The sequence below is a fragment of the Aeromonas intestinalis genome (assembly GCF_054052485.1).
In genome coordinates this window covers 178319-192741 of the sequence record NZ_JBSTYK010000003.1, presented here as the reverse complement: position 1 = coordinate 192741, position 14423 = coordinate 178319, and the positions used below count along the sequence as shown (strand labels likewise).

Sequence of the window (14423 nt, the reverse complement as noted above, 5' to 3'; positions counted from 1 at the left end):
TTAAGGCTTTATATGTGGATTAGTAAGATTAAAAAATATCTAAATTCTATAGATAGATCGTTTGCATTGAAGGTGACATTTGTTTTCTCTGTTTTCTGCATTTGTATGGTGTTCTTCTTTGCAGTCATAAATGGGGCAATGCAAATACTTGATTTAAATAGTATAGGTGAAGTAGTTAATACAATCTCAAGTTTGGCTACAGCACTAACACTAGGCTTTTTAGTTTATCAACACAATACAAACGCTTCTAAAGACTATCAATCAATAATGGTAAGTGAAGGAAAAATTGCGGTTGATAAGATGGTTGAACAAACAGAGATTATGAAGTCATGGGATTTCAAAGATATGGATTTGCTTAGTGGTACCCTATCAAGAATATCAAATCATGCACAAGATTTTGAAATATTCTTTGATGCAGTGAAAGATGGTGCTCTAAGAGAGATTTTGATTATTCGTTGGCAAGATATGTACTTCAATCATTACATTACTGCCGCGAGAACAATAAAGCTGCATTCTATAATCAATGAGGCCGTCAGTTCTAATGATACTAATAAAACACAGAAATTAATTTTAGTTAGACTTGTCATTGAGGGAGCTATAAATAAATTTAGGTCAAATGAATTTAATATATATGAGTCTAACAGATTAATTATTGATGATTTAGAAAATGAAGGTGTTATTGATATAACAGGTAGGATTGGTAAACAGACTGCCTTTAAGTTATATTTCTTAAGTAACAGAAAGCTAAATAAATACCTACAAGGAAGACATGAAGGAATGGATGTAAAGAAAGATTATGCAGATCTATGTGCAATAGTTGATGCATCTATTGAAAGGAAGTGAGTTGAACTTAGTACGTTAGTACTATCTTGAATATTAGTACTGATAGGGGGGTATATCGTCGGCTATCTTCGTCGAAATGATACCCAACTTGCTCCACTTTGTGCACCAATGCATTTTGTAAACTTTTTCCCGCCATTGACTGAATCACTAAATCCCCGCAGTAAACGCCCTCAGAAACCCCAGTACTAACCCCAGAACAAAAGGCACATCCAACTATCCCCAAACGTCCAAACGCACAGAGAGCGTTACAGAGAGTTTGGTGAGGAATTAGAGAACAACAAGAATAACTGCAATGAAGAAGAAGTGCCTACACAAGACTTGTACGAACATTATCCCGTACAAAGACAGATACTGTTCTGAACACACAACAAGAAACCGAACACAACAACCGCTAGAGAAGTACCCAGAAGAACACAAGTTCTACAACTCCAAAGCTTGGAGAGACTTGTCTAAGCGAACCCGCGAGAAGTATCCCATCTGTCAGAAGTGCAATCACAACCTTTCCGCAGTAGTGGATCACATCTATGAAATCCGATACCCCAACGGGATGAAGTACAACTTACATCCTCATAATGTCATGGCAGTGTGTCATGGCTGTCATAACGTAAAGACGAACGAGGTAGCGAAAACCATAAAATTAATTGGAGATAACATTGAACTTACTAGAAAAACTTTCCAGTACCTCAAGGGGTATTTGGTTACACGTCAACAATTGGATCTCATTGAGAAAATCCAAGATAAGCACGAACAAGAAGAAGAGATCAGAAGCCAAGGCAGCAAAGAAGATCCAGAAGTACAATAAATCTGTCTATTTCACTATGTCTGTATCAAAGGACTCCAATCACATAGTTGTACTTGATAATCAAGCTTATCGTCTTTTCATTACCGAAGAATCAATAGATTGCCTTGATGGTAAGGGCCATGCAGTACAAGACCAAAAATTACTGATTCGGATACTGCGAGAGGTTAAGACCTATGGCGTATTCTAACAGTAAAGCGGAAAAGGCATTGCTCAACAAAGTTTACAAAGCAGGTTCAACACAAATCCAGAGGATTGAAGATGCCCTAGTTGAACTGATTGAGTCTCAAAGAACAATAAACCACACAGACATGATCCTAGTTAAACAACTAGCGGCCCAACTCTATGTAAACCAAGAATGCCTTCAAGACATTATCACTAATGGTTCAACTATTGAAACCACAAGTAGGGGTGAGCAAGTCATTAAGGAAAATCCGAATAGTCGGAACTTTCAGACTAGTTCAACTCAAATTCAAAAACTATTTAAACAACTGGGGTTAGATCCAATCCCTGTTGAAAGTACAGAAGATGAAGACACATCTGTTGATGATGCCTTTAAACAAATCAGGAAATAAGCATGGAGTAGTGATTACAGGAAGTAATAGAAGTGAATGACCATAATAATAAAAAATATAGAGACTACCCAACTAAGTTAGAGGATATGAACTTTAAGACAGAGTTCTATCACCAAGGATGGGAGAGTGCATTTCAGTATGTCTATGATGTTCTAAACGGGAACAGGAATGCCAGTAAATCAGAGAAAGCATTCTGCCAGCGATTCATCGATGATCTTCAACGAGAAGATCTAAAACTAAACCTAACCATTTATAACTTTGTGGTGGTGGTTGCAAACAGTCTCAAACATACCAAAGGCCCAATTGGTGGTAAGCCAATCCTTCTAATGCCATGGCAGCACTTTGTCTTACTCAATCTGTTCTGTTGGTACTACAACGATAATGCTCATGAACAGTTACGAGGGTTGAGACGTTTTACAAAAGCTTTTGTGTTCCTTCCCCGAGGTAATGCCAAGACACAACTAGCGGCTATTGTTTCCATCTGTTCACTGTTACTGAATGAAAACAAGAACCCAGTAGTTACAACTTCTGCCAGTTCCAGAAAGCAAGCCACTATCTGTTTTGATGAGATCAAAGGGCAGATTAAAAGTAGTAATAAAGCTATAAAATCAAAATTCAGAATTAGAGCAAATGACATACTTCTAAAACGTGGTGGTTCAATCTTCCCAACTTCATCAGAAGCTGATTCCCTTGATGGTCACAGGATTACCACAGCGGTACTTGATGAAGTACATGCCCATAAGAATCGAGACGTTCACGATGCAATCGCATCCTCTCAGAGTAGTTCTAAAGACCCGATCCTATTCATGATCACAACTGCTGGGACTAACGTTAGAAGTTTCTGTAAAGAGATGTACGACTATAGCAAGGGTTTGCTATTCGATGAGTACCAGAATGATCAGTTCGTATCATTCATCTATGAGAGCGACGTTGAAGAATACGATTCAACTGATGGCTTTGAGCAAGCCAACCCCAGTCTAGGCCATGCTGTATCTCTGCAATCCCTTCGCTCCAAGGCTCAAGAGGCTGGTATGAGCGAGGCGGCCATGAGTGCCTTCGCAACTAAACATCTTAACCGCTGGTACAGCTACGCAGAGAACGGCCTTATCTCTCAGTCCCTCATTGATACCGCATTCCAAGGGCCATTCCCGAACGATGTAGAGCTTTCCACAATGAAGGCATACATGGGGTGTGACATAGGGGCCACAAGCGACTTAACCAGCCTTGTGAGCGTGTTCGTTGGCTCAGACAGCACACTCTATGCCAAGTCCAAGAACTTCATCCCCGAGGCCGCCTATGATGCCTTACCCAGCAATTACACCGGCCTCTACACCGAGGCCATTAACAGTGGTTCCCTGTTCCTGGCTGGTGAGCTAGTCACTGACCTGGAAGAGGTGGCCGACAACCTGAATCACATGAAGGACACCTTCAAACCCAAAGAGATTGGCATAGACGGGGCGGCGGGCGGTCTCCGATTCGCAGAACAGTTCAGGGCTAAGTACAGAAAAGAGCTATCAGCCGTCCCCCAAGGCTATGGGCTATCCAGTGCGGCAATCACCTTCATTCGTTTGATGGCAGAGGGGAAGATCAAGTTCAGTCCAAATGACACCCTAATGAAGTGGTGTATCGAGAATGCCCGTGTACGAGAAGGCCAGCATGGGGACATTGCAGTAATCAAAAGCAGTAATCACAACTTAAAAGTCGACGCATGTATTGCATTGCTCATCGCTTTATCCCTCGTTCCAGTAGTTGAGAAACAAGTACAAATCAGAACCCTGTAACACATAAATACAAAAACAATATAGTTACAAGGATAATTAAATGTTTAATAGACCAAGAAAAACAAAAGGGTTCTATCCTAGTTCTAGTGGTACTCCATTTCAGTTAGATATTCCAAACTGGATCCAAAACAATGAGATACTAAACGAGCCAACAGTTTTAGCTTGTTTGCGTTTGATTAGTGGTTCCATTACCTCAATGCCAATCACGGCAAAAACAAGAAATGGTGAGTACTTAGACCGATACAGTAAAGTACCAATTCCCCCAGAATTGAAGCTAGTACTAATTTCTCCAAACGATAATGAAACCATCATTCAGTTCTTGAGTAATGTAGTAGGGCAGTTAGTACTTTATAACGAGTGCTTCATTCAAGTTCGAAAAGGTGGCATTGGTACTACAGGGACAATCAAAAGTTTTGAATGCATAGAGCATGGACAAGTACAGCGAGTAAAGGATACATCTGGAAAGTGGAAATACTATGGTACTGATAACTCAAATCAGGTAGTGATAGATTCAGAGATCCACTATCTCACCACAACTAGGTTTGGATTTGAAACTCTAAGCAATCTAGAAAAAGCCAAAGCAGTGATTGAACTAGCGAACAACTCAATCAATCACGCCAAGGAATATTACAGTACTGCACCCCGCAATAGTGGATGGTTCACTTCTGAACAACAGTTAGATGATGAACAGTACAACCGACTCAAAGAACAGATAAATATTCAATCCCAACAAACAGGATATGGACTGATTGAGGGGGTTACATACTCCCAAAACTCCTATTCATTCAAAGATGCCATGTCAGCAGAGACACGCAAACAAACCACAATGGATATCTGTTCAATTATGGGTGTTCATCCTGCATTGCTTGGTTTGGATTGGGCCGCTGGTAATAGTCTAGATGAAATCCGTTCTGTGTTCCTAAGTACAACAGTGAATCCCATCGTTCTAGCCATTGAAGAGTTCTATAACAATCTTCTTCTAGATAAGGGTATTGAAGTTGATCTAGATGAATCTGGATTGCTCAATGCTAGTTACATCGAGAGAAGTAAATTAGGAATGGAACAATACAAGCTAGGTTTACTCTCCAAAAATGAAGCCCGTGTAGATCTTCCAGAACTAAAAGAGGGTGGTGATCAGTTCGTTGTTGATTCCAATAACCTAACTATGGGAACCCTAAATAACAATAATGAATAATAAAAAGAGGTTATACAAAACCCATGAAAGCAAAGTTAATGAGGGCGGTAAAGTCCTTTGAACTTCAAGATGAAGAACTAGGTAGTTTTACCTGTTATGGCTCAAAGTTTGATGTTGTAGATCTTGCAAATGAAGTTGTGGTTAAAGGGGCATTCACTGAATCACTAGAACGTCACCAAGAACTAGGAACAATGCCTATCTTCTTATGGAACCACGATGATGATGAAATCCTAGGAAAGTGGATTAGTGCAGAAGAAGACGAAGTAGGTTTAAAGCTAACTGGTCAATTCAATCTAAACACTGCCGAAGGTAAACGCAGGTATGAAGAACTAAAGCACGGTGATCTAAACGGATTCAGTATTGGTTACTGGATTAGTCTAGAAGATACCGAAACAATCGATGGTGTTACCTATCTCAAGAAAGTTCAGCTTAACGAAATCTCTCTCGTACCCTTCCCCTGTAATGAACTTGCCCAAGTTCTAGAAGTTAAATCAGTAAACACCGACGAAGAAGAAGTACAGGTTCAGGAAGAACCTAAGTACATCCCTCTTTTCAACCGTTCTGATGTTGAAGCTTTTGCAAAGCGTCTAAAACGTATTGCCAATAAAAACAATAAATAAAAATAACTAAAACATAATAATAATAAGGAAGTTTTTGATTATGTCTAAATCTCTAAAGGCTATGTTAGCCGCTAAGAAAAACGCTGTTAAAGCTGATGAAGTTGTTCAGGATGAAGTACTAAGTACCGTTGTTGATGCTGTTGAGGAAATGCAAACTTCCGTTTCTGAATCTGCCGCTATCGTTGAACGTGCTGCCGAAGTAATCGCAGAACTAGAATCCAAAGTACAAGCACAAGACGCAGAACTAAAAGCTCTAAAAGAAGCTTCTGTAGAAGATGAAGATGAAGTTCAAGCCGAAGCTAAATCTATCACTAAGATTATCCGTGAAGCCGTTGCAGGTAAGAAAAATGTTCCTCTTATTGTTGAAGGTAAAATTCAAGGTATCAAATCCTCAGATGGTAAAGTAGCTGGTGCTATCATCCCTGAATTCTCCAAACAGATTGTTGAACGCATTGTAGAAACCTCTACCCTAGTTAGTCTATTTGATGCAATGCCAGTGGGTAATACTGAATTCCAACTTCCTGTTAGTACCGGAAGCACTGGTGCCCAGCTAGGTACAGCTTACACTGTTGGTAATGGTGACATTGCTTGGAACAAAGGTTCTTTCTGTGTTGGTACTGCTAAACCTGTTCTATCCGATAACCAAATCAATGATGCCTTTTTCCCAGTAGTTCCATGGGTTCAGAAACAAATTTCTGATGACTTTGGTACTCTCTTTGCTCAACAAGTAATTGCAGGTAATGGTACTGGTGAAGAAATGGAAGGTTTCTTACACTTCTTCGATAAGACCAAAACCACTGATACCGCTCGTGGTACTAAGTTCTTTGGCGTTGTTGATCTAAGTGCAGAAGTTGATTATGACCGTTACGCATTAATGGATAAACTAAATGAAATGGTTCTAGACCTACCAACCAAATTCAAGGCTGGTGCTTCTTGGGTTATGAACCGTAAGAACTATCTAGCTATCGCTACTCTACGCGATGAAAACGGCCAGCCACTAATGCAACGTTCAGCCCAAGACGCTAACGTAATGGCTCTTCATGGTTATCCTGTAGGGCTAGACCTTCTACTTCCAGAAGATGCACCCGTATTATTCGGGGACTTCAAAGAGGCGTTTGCACTACTAACCCTAGCCAATTCTCTAACCCTAAAAGTGAACGAATGGCAAATTGATGGTCATACTTCTTTCCCCAGCCAATTCCGTGCGGGGGGTGTTGTTAAGTCCAACAAGGCTGTTATCGGTCTAGCTATGCCAACTTCTATCAAGAAAGCTGCTTGAGGTAGTACCGCTGTAGAGCCAGTACAGTTAAAAACTACTGCGAGAAAGCGAAGTACTAAATAACTAAAATAAAAAGAAGTTCAATCAATAGCAAAGTTCAATAAGAATTATAATAAAGAAACTTGAACACACTTTTTAGAGCACTACCTTTCGGGGTGGTGCTCTTTTTTTGTCTCTAATAAATACAGATAATAACAATAATAGGAATTGCATATGATCGAATACATAATTGAATTTAGAGATGACTCGTTAACCGATGTTCTTATATCAAATGAAATTTTAAGAGAGCACTTAATACTCATCGATGATGAATCAGAACTATTGGGACTCTATAAGGAAGCTGCAATAGCAAGTACAGAGAAGTTTATGAACCGTCCACTACTAAAATCAAAAATCATCCTCAGTACTGATACCCCAAACTTTAGAATCCCGTATGGTGGGTACTTAATTAACAGTGCAGTTGATGCCAATAACAATCCAGTACAATACAAACTTGATAGAGTTTCTAAGAAGGTACAAATCCAAGGTGCTCCAACCTTCCCAGTACAGTTTGAGATTCAATGTGATTTCAATGCCAGTGGGAACAATGATGTTCCTCAATCGATAGTACTTGGACTATGTATGTACGTAGCTACGATGTTCCAGAACAGAGAGTCCATAGTACTTGGTATCAGTGCAACAGAAATACCCCTCAACCATCAGGCTATCTTTAAGCAGTACCGCTTGCCCAATAATGCAGGGGGTATCTGATGAATACAGGAAACATGCGAAATAGTGTAAAGGTATATCATCTTGTTCAAACACAAAATGAAGTAGGGGAGTTTCAAAACACCAAAGAACTGTTTGTAGAAATGAAAGCAGAAGTGCAATTTGAAAAAGTACAGGATTCTGGTTCTAAGTTTGACAAAGCTTGGGCAAACAGATTGGTGATTAAAACTCGCTATAGTAAATCCCTGACCCCGTTGATCGATTCTTGTAGTGGGTTCGTGATGGAGTTTCAAAACAAGACATACAAAATAGTTAGTTATGAATCTTGGAATATGGTTCAAAAGTTCATTACCTTCTACGTAGAGAAGGATTAACTATGGCAAGAGATAGTAAACATATAAAAGGTTTAGACAATCTAAACAAACTTCTCGACTCCCTTACAGATCCAAAGTTCAGAGCCCGAGCCCTACGTAATGCCGCCAAACAAATCTTAGCCCCAGTGAAAGAAGCAGTACAAGCAGCAGCCCCCGCAATGCTAAAGGATGATGTAGTAATTAAAACTACTGTAAATACTAATAAGAAGATCAAGATCCCCAAGAGTGGTTACATCCCTGATAAGAAGTACAACGAACTTTATGCAGAAGTCACCTTTGATATGAAGAAGGGAAAGTACGGCACTGAAAGTGCATACGGTATGGCAATGATCCTGGAACTGGGTAGGCGTAACCCGCTCGCCCGTGCAGGTAAAGGGAAAGGCTTCAAGGTGTTTGGTAAGGTAACGGATGAAGCATTCCGGTACATAGGAACAACTAAGGGTTTGTACTTTGTTGAACGTATTCGACACCAACAAGAACAGGCTATGGAAGAGAACTTTAAGAAGTTCCTACTTCAAGAGATTGAGAGCGAGATAAGGAAGCAAGATAAGAGGAATAGTAAGAAGTGAGTATAGAATCAGAACTAATGGGGGTTCTTAAAAAATACAAGCAAGGTAATATCACAGTATATCCATTTGAAGTTCCAGATAGTGATAAAGCCAAAGAGGCCATTGCATTTGAACATCTAAGTTCAAGAGTTGATACCCGCTATTACAACAAAGATAAGGAAGTAAGGAATACTCTTTTTCATGTTGTGAGGGTTTGCTCTAGCTATCTAGAACTATGTGATGATAGTGCTTTCGAATCCCTCTTAAATAAATACATTGGGGGTTCAGTATTGAACATTAAGATCACAGATACATCAGATCATAAACTACAAAATTGTTTTGAACGGTTATACAAAGTTGAGATTACCCATGTAGTGAACTTCCAATAAATAAAATAACTATAACAATAAAAAAATAATAAGGAAATTTATATGTCTGCAATTCCAGATATTAACATTGGTCTTTATATCGATCTAGAGATTGATGGTGTTGTCGTGACTGACATTCAAACTATCACGGGCGGAACCATCACAGCAAACATCGTGGAAGTTCAACATTACAATGAGCCCGAGAAGCGGAAACTTGTTGCGGGTAAGAGTGTTGATCCCTATGAGATCGTTTGTTCTTACGTTCCTGCATCTGCTTCATACAAAGCTCTAGCTCTACTTGCAAAGAACAGCAAAAAAGTTGTGTGTGAGCTAACCCTTAAAGGTGGTGCTGATACCGCAAGTGGTAGTCAGGTTTTAACTTTCACTGGTATCGTTTCTAGTAAGAGTATTTCAACAGAGGCTGAAGCTGTTCGTACTGTTACATATACATTGGTTGTTGATGGTGGCATTACCGAGACTGATGGTGTTTAAGTAAGTCAATAATACGTTTAGGCAGTGGGTGAAAACCTGCTGCCTTTTTTATTTCCATTAAATACTGTATCTATAATAATAACAAGGATTATAAAAATGAATTTTTTGGATAAGTACGGATTGAAACCTTATAAACTAACCATTGAATTGGATGGTAAAGAACATAAATTCTATGCAAAACATATCTCATACAATCTTGCATCTGCCCTTAGTACACAGTATCTAGAGGGTATTCGTGAGCTTGCAATAATCAAGTATTGCCTATGTGAAGAAAATGGGAAAATGGTTTTTGATGAAATGACAGAGCTAGCTGAAGTGGGAGACAAGATTAGTTATGAACTTATCATCCTCATTGCAACAAAGATTGCCGAGATTAGTGGCCCACAGAAGCGAGTCGAAAACATAAAAAAAAAGCAAGAAGACTGATTAATGATCATGATGAAATGTTTCTCTTCGATCTCAGTATTACCCTATCAGTACCAATTCATGAAATCAAGCAATGGCCTATAGCTATCATAGACCAGTACAAGGCATACAATCATTTACGCCATTTCACTAAGAATACTGATCATGAACTAACTGGATTCATCATAGAACTTTTGAGAAATCAGAACATAACTAAAAAGAGTGATTACAAAACGGCAAAACAAATGATGCCTTTCTTAAGTGGTGAGCTTCCAGACTATCTAAATGATCCTAGAATTTTGAAAATGAGAAGGCAGTTATCAACACCTAATTTACCAAAGCATGTAATAGATAAGTTCTTTGTTGATCTTCTTGAACACATACAAGACGAAATCGGGAAAGAAGATAAGGATCAATACTACATTGAGGAACTAATTAAGATTTACCAAGAACATAATAATAAGGAAGATGAATAATGGCGGGTGTGAATATACCAATTACTGCAAATGCTCTTAAGGCCAGTGCAGAAATTGAGCGATTTAGGAAGCAAAGCAATTCTGCTTTCAACGACATAGGGCAGGGTGCCCAGAAGATGGGGCAGGGGGTGAGTGATGGATTTAGTGATCCCCAGAGTGCGATACAGGGCTTTATCTCACGCCTTGGCCCATTGGGCGGTGTTGCTGCTGGTGTGGGGATTGCCCTTGGTGGGATGACTGCCGCAGCACTGGCAGCGGGTAATGCCGTAATGGTGCCTCAGAAGCAGTTAGAGGCCATGGCTAAGACGTCCGGACTCAGTGTTGAGGCAATGAATCAACAGGCGATAGCGGCTCATTCAGTGGGCGTATCGATGGAGCAATTGGGCGATATCCTCAAGACAGCCAACGAAAATATCGGTAGCTGGGTTTCAGGTGCTGGCGGCCCGCTTCAAGACTACTTTGACGTTATCCACGGTAAGATAAACCGTACTGCTGATGATTTCAGGGGCTTGGGTTCCATGGCAGCACTCAAGATGGTACAGGCAGACCTAGATCAAGTCGGTTCCTCCACAGCACAACAGACGTTTGTCCTTGAATCCCTTGCATCAGAGGCCAGCAAGTTAGGGCCGCTTCTCAGAATGAATGAGCAAGAGATCAAGAACATGTTAGACGGTTACGCCGTTCAACGTGCCACTCTCTCCCAAGACACCATAAGCGACATTCAGAAAACAAAAAGTAATATCGACATGCTGCAAAACAACTTCAATGCAGCCCTAGCCAATAGCTTTAGTGGGTTGATATCGCTCAGTTCTGAAATGAGTAAACGAGTCTCTGATTTGTTCTATGAGGTATCAGAGGGTGCTAAATCTAAGAACGTCGTCAGTTCATATGTGAATGATGGTACTGGGGTAAATGCAAAAAATGCGGGCGACATTATCAGCAATGCTGATGCAATCCGTCAGGGCATAATCTCCAAAAGCGTTAAAGATAACGATCCGGCTTTCACAGCTCAGCTAGAGGGACTATGGGAAAACGGCTTTGATGACTATGGCAAGTGGTTACGTGCTCAAGGTCAGGCCGCAGCAGCAGATGCCCTAGCGAAGTTTGATGCAGACCTAGCCAAGGCACAGGATTTCAAGAACGCCGAGACTATCAGCTCTAAGAGTACAGGCACAGCAGGAGCAGCCAAGGCCCCTGACACCTCAACCGCGACCGCCTCTATTGTTTCCCTCAAGAGCCTACAGGAGCAGCGTACCAACCTCATGAAGGAGCAGGGACGTTTAGAGACGCAGTTACAGAACACCCAGGGCGAGGAATCACGCAAAGCCATGGAAGGCCAGATAAACAATCAGAAGGCCCTTCTAGAGACGAACGCCGAAAACATCAAGGCAGTGAATGTCAAGATTGCCGGATTCAATACAGAGGCTTACAGCAAGCGTCAGGCGGCATTGTCGAGCCTTGCAGCTACCGAGCAGCAGATAGCTCAGTACGGGTATGAACAGCAGCTAGAAAAGCTCAAGAGCTACTTACTGGAAGGCTCCCTTACTCAATCAGAGTTCAATGAGGCAAAGCTCATTGCTGAACAAGCACTATCAGACAAGTTAATCGATATCAAAAAGAAAGAACTTGATGAAAAGAGGAAGTTGGCCCAGCAGGAATACAATGATCGCGTTTCTCAGATGAATACCCTTAAGGACTTTGCCACAACACAAGAGGGTGTAGCTAACCAAGAGTTGCTAATCAAGAGGGCCGCCATTGAAGAGGCATTTAGATTAGATCAAGAGAAGAATGAGTACAGTATTCTTACTGAACAGGATAAGAATAATAAACTTGCAGAGATTGATCGAGAATATGAACTTCAACGGGTAGAGCGTAAAAATGAACATATGGCCTCAAGAGAAGAAGCCCAAGTTCTTTACTATGAGCAAGAAAAGGCATTACTTGAAGAACAGCGTGAAAATGGTTTGATTTCCCAAGATGAATACAATACTCAGATACTAGAGTCAGATAAGAGCCTAACATCAGCAAAACGTGATTTGGCTATGTCTCAGTTAGGAACTATTTCTGAATTGTTTAAGAGTTCAGCCCAATTAGCAACAGATGGCTCCAAAAAACAAAAAGCACTCTTTGCCCTTGAGAAAGCCTCAGTAATTGCATCCCTTGGTTTAAACATGTGGGATGCATGGGGTAAGGAAACAACCCCTGGATGGGAAGGTATGGCAAAGAAAGCCGCAATACTGGCCCAATATGGGGGAGCCATTATTAGTGCTGGGGCAGTTACGTTGGGACAGTTCCACTCAGGAAGTGATGAGGTTGATAGTACTGGATCGTACATTCTAAAAGCTGGGGAACGTGTTGTTCAGCCAGAGGCAAACAGAGATCTAACTAAGTACCTCGCAGACAAGAACAACTCCAATGCAGGTATCACCATTAACTCCGATCTAGTTGTTCAGGGTGATACAACTATCTCAGATGAAAAGTTCGATAGTATGTTGGCAAAGCATCGGGGATCACTATTGCAGTTCTACAATCTAGCCAAGCGTGAACAAGGGTATTGATGTTCTTTTTCTTATCAGCGTTTTGAGGTAGTATCCATTTAGGTCATAGCTAATTCATGGTGCTGATATGATGGACGTTGATAACGATAAAGAGTTCTTTAGGTATAAATATATTCCATTTAACGAGGGTAGCCTAAAAGTAATAACAGAAGGGACTATAAAGTTTACAATGGCTCTCGACTTTAATGATCCATATGATTGCTTGCCTATAGTACATGAGCGTCGTCAAGATACTGAATCCGAGATATTTAAAACAAAGTTCAATGAGCAATCTGTTGGGCTATCTCCAGCCCAGAAAATAAAGCTGAAAGAGCGAATGAAGGGGAAGTTCAGTGGAAGTGTCAGGAGTGGTGAGTACTATAATACTTTCTTAAAGAGAATAGGTGTTCTTAGTTTAAGTAGGCAGTATGACAATACACTGATGTGGTCGCATTATGCTGACTATCATAAAGGCTTTTTGGTCGGTTTCAGATACTCAATACCAGAAGACTTAGTAGAAAATGATGCAGACTTAGACTATAAAAATATAATACCTAGAAAGGTGATTTATTCTAGTGATAGACCAGTGTATGATGTAAACTCTCAGTTCAAAACGGAAGTGCTTCTAAATAAGAATGAAGTTTGGAAGTATGAGGAAGAGGAAAGAGCATTCTCATGGAAAGTTCAACCTGGAATTCATGACTATGATCGTGAAAAACGTCTTCACTGTGTTGTTGCGGGGGCAAAAATTAAACCTGAAAATTTAGTTTTGTTAAAGAATTCCGTTCGACAAGCATCAAAAGAAATTGGTAGAAAAATAATCTTGTTGCAAGCTAAGTTATCTGATAGCTCATATGATTTGGAATTTCATGAGTTACCATTGAAACCATAAGTTTTAATTGTGCTAAATAAAAAATAATAACAATAAAGGAATATGAGTAATGGCAATTCAACAAGGAAAGTACGATATAGATATCTACAGGGGCGACAGTAAAGTAATTGAGATGACGTTCTATGATGTTGACAATAGTACTGGGGTTGAAACTCTCAGTAACCTATCAACCGTCAATGTGGCCGCTCAGGTACGGTACTCAGTAGATAGCCCTGATGTGTGGCTTGATTTGCAGCCTGTGATCGTCGATGCAGCTAAAGGGCTCATACGTATCACCATCAGCAGCATCAAGAGTGGGGCAACTGTCCCAGCGGCTGATCCCCAAGCTCCGGTAACGGGTGTGTGGGATTTGCAGTTCAAGGACAAGACAAACGCCGAGATCGTGTATACGCCAATCTATGGAAACTTCAGTATTCGTAAGGACGTAACTCGTTCTTGAGTACTTGTGAGAGATAACTACTACAAGAGATAAAATAAAAGGCCCCATGGATAGGGGCCTTTTTACGTTTTGACTCTAGCGTGTATTGTTTA

At 40.5% G+C, this 14423-nt stretch carries 16 protein-coding genes; all 16 read left to right on the top strand.

Annotated features, from left to right (window positions below; translation table 11 throughout):
• Positions 1-12 precede the first annotated feature (12 nt).
• The 16 genes from ACW5W7_RS05240 to ACW5W7_RS05165 all read left to right on the top strand — a co-directional run bounded on the left by ACW5W7_RS05240 (position 13) and on the right by ACW5W7_RS05165 (position 14331).
• A complete protein-coding gene (locus ACW5W7_RS05240) occupies positions 13-843 on the top strand; it encodes a hypothetical protein (protein ID WP_456500994.1) in 831 nt (276 codons plus the stop codon).
• A 975-nt stretch (positions 844-1818) separates the two neighbouring features.
• Positions 1819-2217 carry a P27 family phage terminase small subunit gene (locus tag ACW5W7_RS05235; RefSeq protein WP_456500993.1) on the top strand — a complete coding sequence of 133 codons (399 nt, stop codon included), beginning with the start codon at positions 1819-1821 and terminating at the stop codon, positions 2215-2217.
• Between the two features lie 32 nt (positions 2218-2249).
• On the top strand, positions 2250-3998 hold the full coding sequence (locus ACW5W7_RS05230) for a terminase large subunit (RefSeq protein ID WP_456500992.1): 1749 nt from the start codon (positions 2250-2252) through the stop codon (positions 3996-3998).
• 40 nt (positions 3999-4038) lie between these two features.
• On the top strand, positions 4039-5193 hold the full coding sequence (locus ACW5W7_RS05225) for a phage portal protein (RefSeq protein ID WP_456500991.1): 1155 nt from the start codon (positions 4039-4041) through the stop codon (positions 5191-5193).
• A 23-nt stretch (positions 5194-5216) separates the two neighbouring features.
• Positions 5217-5813 carry an HK97 family phage prohead protease gene (locus tag ACW5W7_RS05220; RefSeq protein ID WP_456500990.1) on the top strand — a complete coding sequence of 199 codons (597 nt, stop codon included), beginning with the start codon at positions 5217-5219 and terminating at the stop codon, positions 5811-5813.
• Positions 5814-5853: 40 nt separating this feature from the next.
• Positions 5854-7092, top strand: coding sequence for a phage major capsid protein (locus ACW5W7_RS05215; RefSeq protein WP_456500989.1), 1239 nt, complete (start codon positions 5854-5856; stop codon positions 7090-7092).
• Positions 7093-7305: 213 nt separating this feature from the next.
• Entirely contained in the window at positions 7306-7842 is a 537-nt protein-coding gene (locus ACW5W7_RS05210; protein WP_456500988.1) for a hypothetical protein, read from the top strand.
• Positions 7842-8174 carry a phage head completion protein gene (locus ACW5W7_RS05205; protein ID WP_349918198.1) on the top strand — a complete coding sequence of 111 codons (333 nt, stop codon included), beginning with the start codon at positions 7842-7844 and terminating at the stop codon, positions 8172-8174. The genes ACW5W7_RS05210 and ACW5W7_RS05205 overlap by 1 nt, the downstream gene beginning before the upstream one ends.
• 2 nt (positions 8175-8176) lie before the next feature.
• Positions 8177-8743, top strand: a complete 567-nt coding sequence (locus tag ACW5W7_RS05200) for a hypothetical protein (protein ID WP_456500987.1) — start codon at positions 8177-8179, stop codon at positions 8741-8743.
• Positions 8740-9111 (top strand): hypothetical protein, encoded by a 372-nt coding sequence (locus ACW5W7_RS05195; RefSeq protein WP_456500986.1) that lies wholly within the window; start codon positions 8740-8742, stop codon positions 9109-9111. Before ACW5W7_RS05200 ends, ACW5W7_RS05195 begins: the two co-directional genes overlap by 4 nt.
• A gap of 42 nt (positions 9112-9153) precedes the next feature.
• Positions 9154-9582 (top strand): hypothetical protein, encoded by a 429-nt coding sequence (locus ACW5W7_RS05190; protein ID WP_349918193.1) that lies wholly within the window; start codon positions 9154-9156, stop codon positions 9580-9582.
• A 96-nt stretch (positions 9583-9678) separates the two neighbouring features.
• On the top strand, positions 9679-10008 hold the full coding sequence (locus ACW5W7_RS05185; protein WP_349918192.1) for a hypothetical protein: 330 nt from the start codon (positions 9679-9681) through the stop codon (positions 10006-10008).
• A 17-nt stretch (positions 10009-10025) separates the two neighbouring features.
• Positions 10026-10463, top strand: a complete 438-nt coding sequence (locus tag ACW5W7_RS05180) for a hypothetical protein (RefSeq protein WP_456500985.1) — start codon at positions 10026-10028, stop codon at positions 10461-10463.
• Entirely contained in the window at positions 10463-13021 is a 2559-nt protein-coding gene (locus ACW5W7_RS05175; RefSeq protein ID WP_456500984.1) for a hypothetical protein, read from the top strand. Before ACW5W7_RS05180 ends, ACW5W7_RS05175 begins: the two co-directional genes overlap by 1 nt.
• A gap of 67 nt (positions 13022-13088) precedes the next feature.
• Complete coding sequence (locus ACW5W7_RS05170; protein WP_456500983.1) at positions 13089-13892, top strand: DUF2971 domain-containing protein; 804 nt, start codon at positions 13089-13091, stop codon at positions 13890-13892.
• Between the two features lie 49 nt (positions 13893-13941).
• Complete coding sequence (locus ACW5W7_RS05165; RefSeq protein WP_456500982.1) at positions 13942-14331, top strand: hypothetical protein; 390 nt, start codon at positions 13942-13944, stop codon at positions 14329-14331.
• Positions 14332-14423: the final 92 nt, after the last annotated feature.

Coding starts and splice junctions, on each gene's coding strand:
- ACW5W7_RS05240 (WP_456500994.1), top strand. CDS start 13: ATGTGGATTAGTAAGATTAAAAAATATCTAAATTCTATAGATAGATCG.
- ACW5W7_RS05235 (WP_456500993.1), top strand. CDS start 1,819: ATGGCGTATTCTAACAGTAAAGCGGAAAAGGCATTGCTCAACAAAGTT.
- ACW5W7_RS05225 (WP_456500991.1), top strand. CDS start 4,039: ATGTTTAATAGACCAAGAAAAACAAAAGGGTTCTATCCTAGTTCTAGT.
- ACW5W7_RS05220 (WP_456500990.1), top strand. CDS start 5,217: ATGAAAGCAAAGTTAATGAGGGCGGTAAAGTCCTTTGAACTTCAAGAT.
- ACW5W7_RS05215 (WP_456500989.1), top strand. CDS start 5,854: ATGTCTAAATCTCTAAAGGCTATGTTAGCCGCTAAGAAAAACGCTGTT.
- ACW5W7_RS05210 (WP_456500988.1), top strand. CDS start 7,306: ATGATCGAATACATAATTGAATTTAGAGATGACTCGTTAACCGATGTT.
- ACW5W7_RS05205 (WP_349918198.1), top strand. CDS start 7,842: ATGAATACAGGAAACATGCGAAATAGTGTAAAGGTATATCATCTTGTT.
- ACW5W7_RS05200 (WP_456500987.1), top strand. CDS start 8,177: ATGGCAAGAGATAGTAAACATATAAAAGGTTTAGACAATCTAAACAAA.
- ACW5W7_RS05190 (WP_349918193.1), top strand. CDS start 9,154: ATGTCTGCAATTCCAGATATTAACATTGGTCTTTATATCGATCTAGAG.
- ACW5W7_RS05185 (WP_349918192.1), top strand. CDS start 9,679: ATGAATTTTTTGGATAAGTACGGATTGAAACCTTATAAACTAACCATT.
- ACW5W7_RS05180 (WP_456500985.1), top strand. CDS start 10,026: ATGTTTCTCTTCGATCTCAGTATTACCCTATCAGTACCAATTCATGAA.
- ACW5W7_RS05175 (WP_456500984.1), top strand. CDS start 10,463: ATGGCGGGTGTGAATATACCAATTACTGCAAATGCTCTTAAGGCCAGT.
- ACW5W7_RS05170 (WP_456500983.1), top strand. CDS start 13,089: ATGATGGACGTTGATAACGATAAAGAGTTCTTTAGGTATAAATATATT.
- ACW5W7_RS05165 (WP_456500982.1), top strand. CDS start 13,942: ATGGCAATTCAACAAGGAAAGTACGATATAGATATCTACAGGGGCGAC.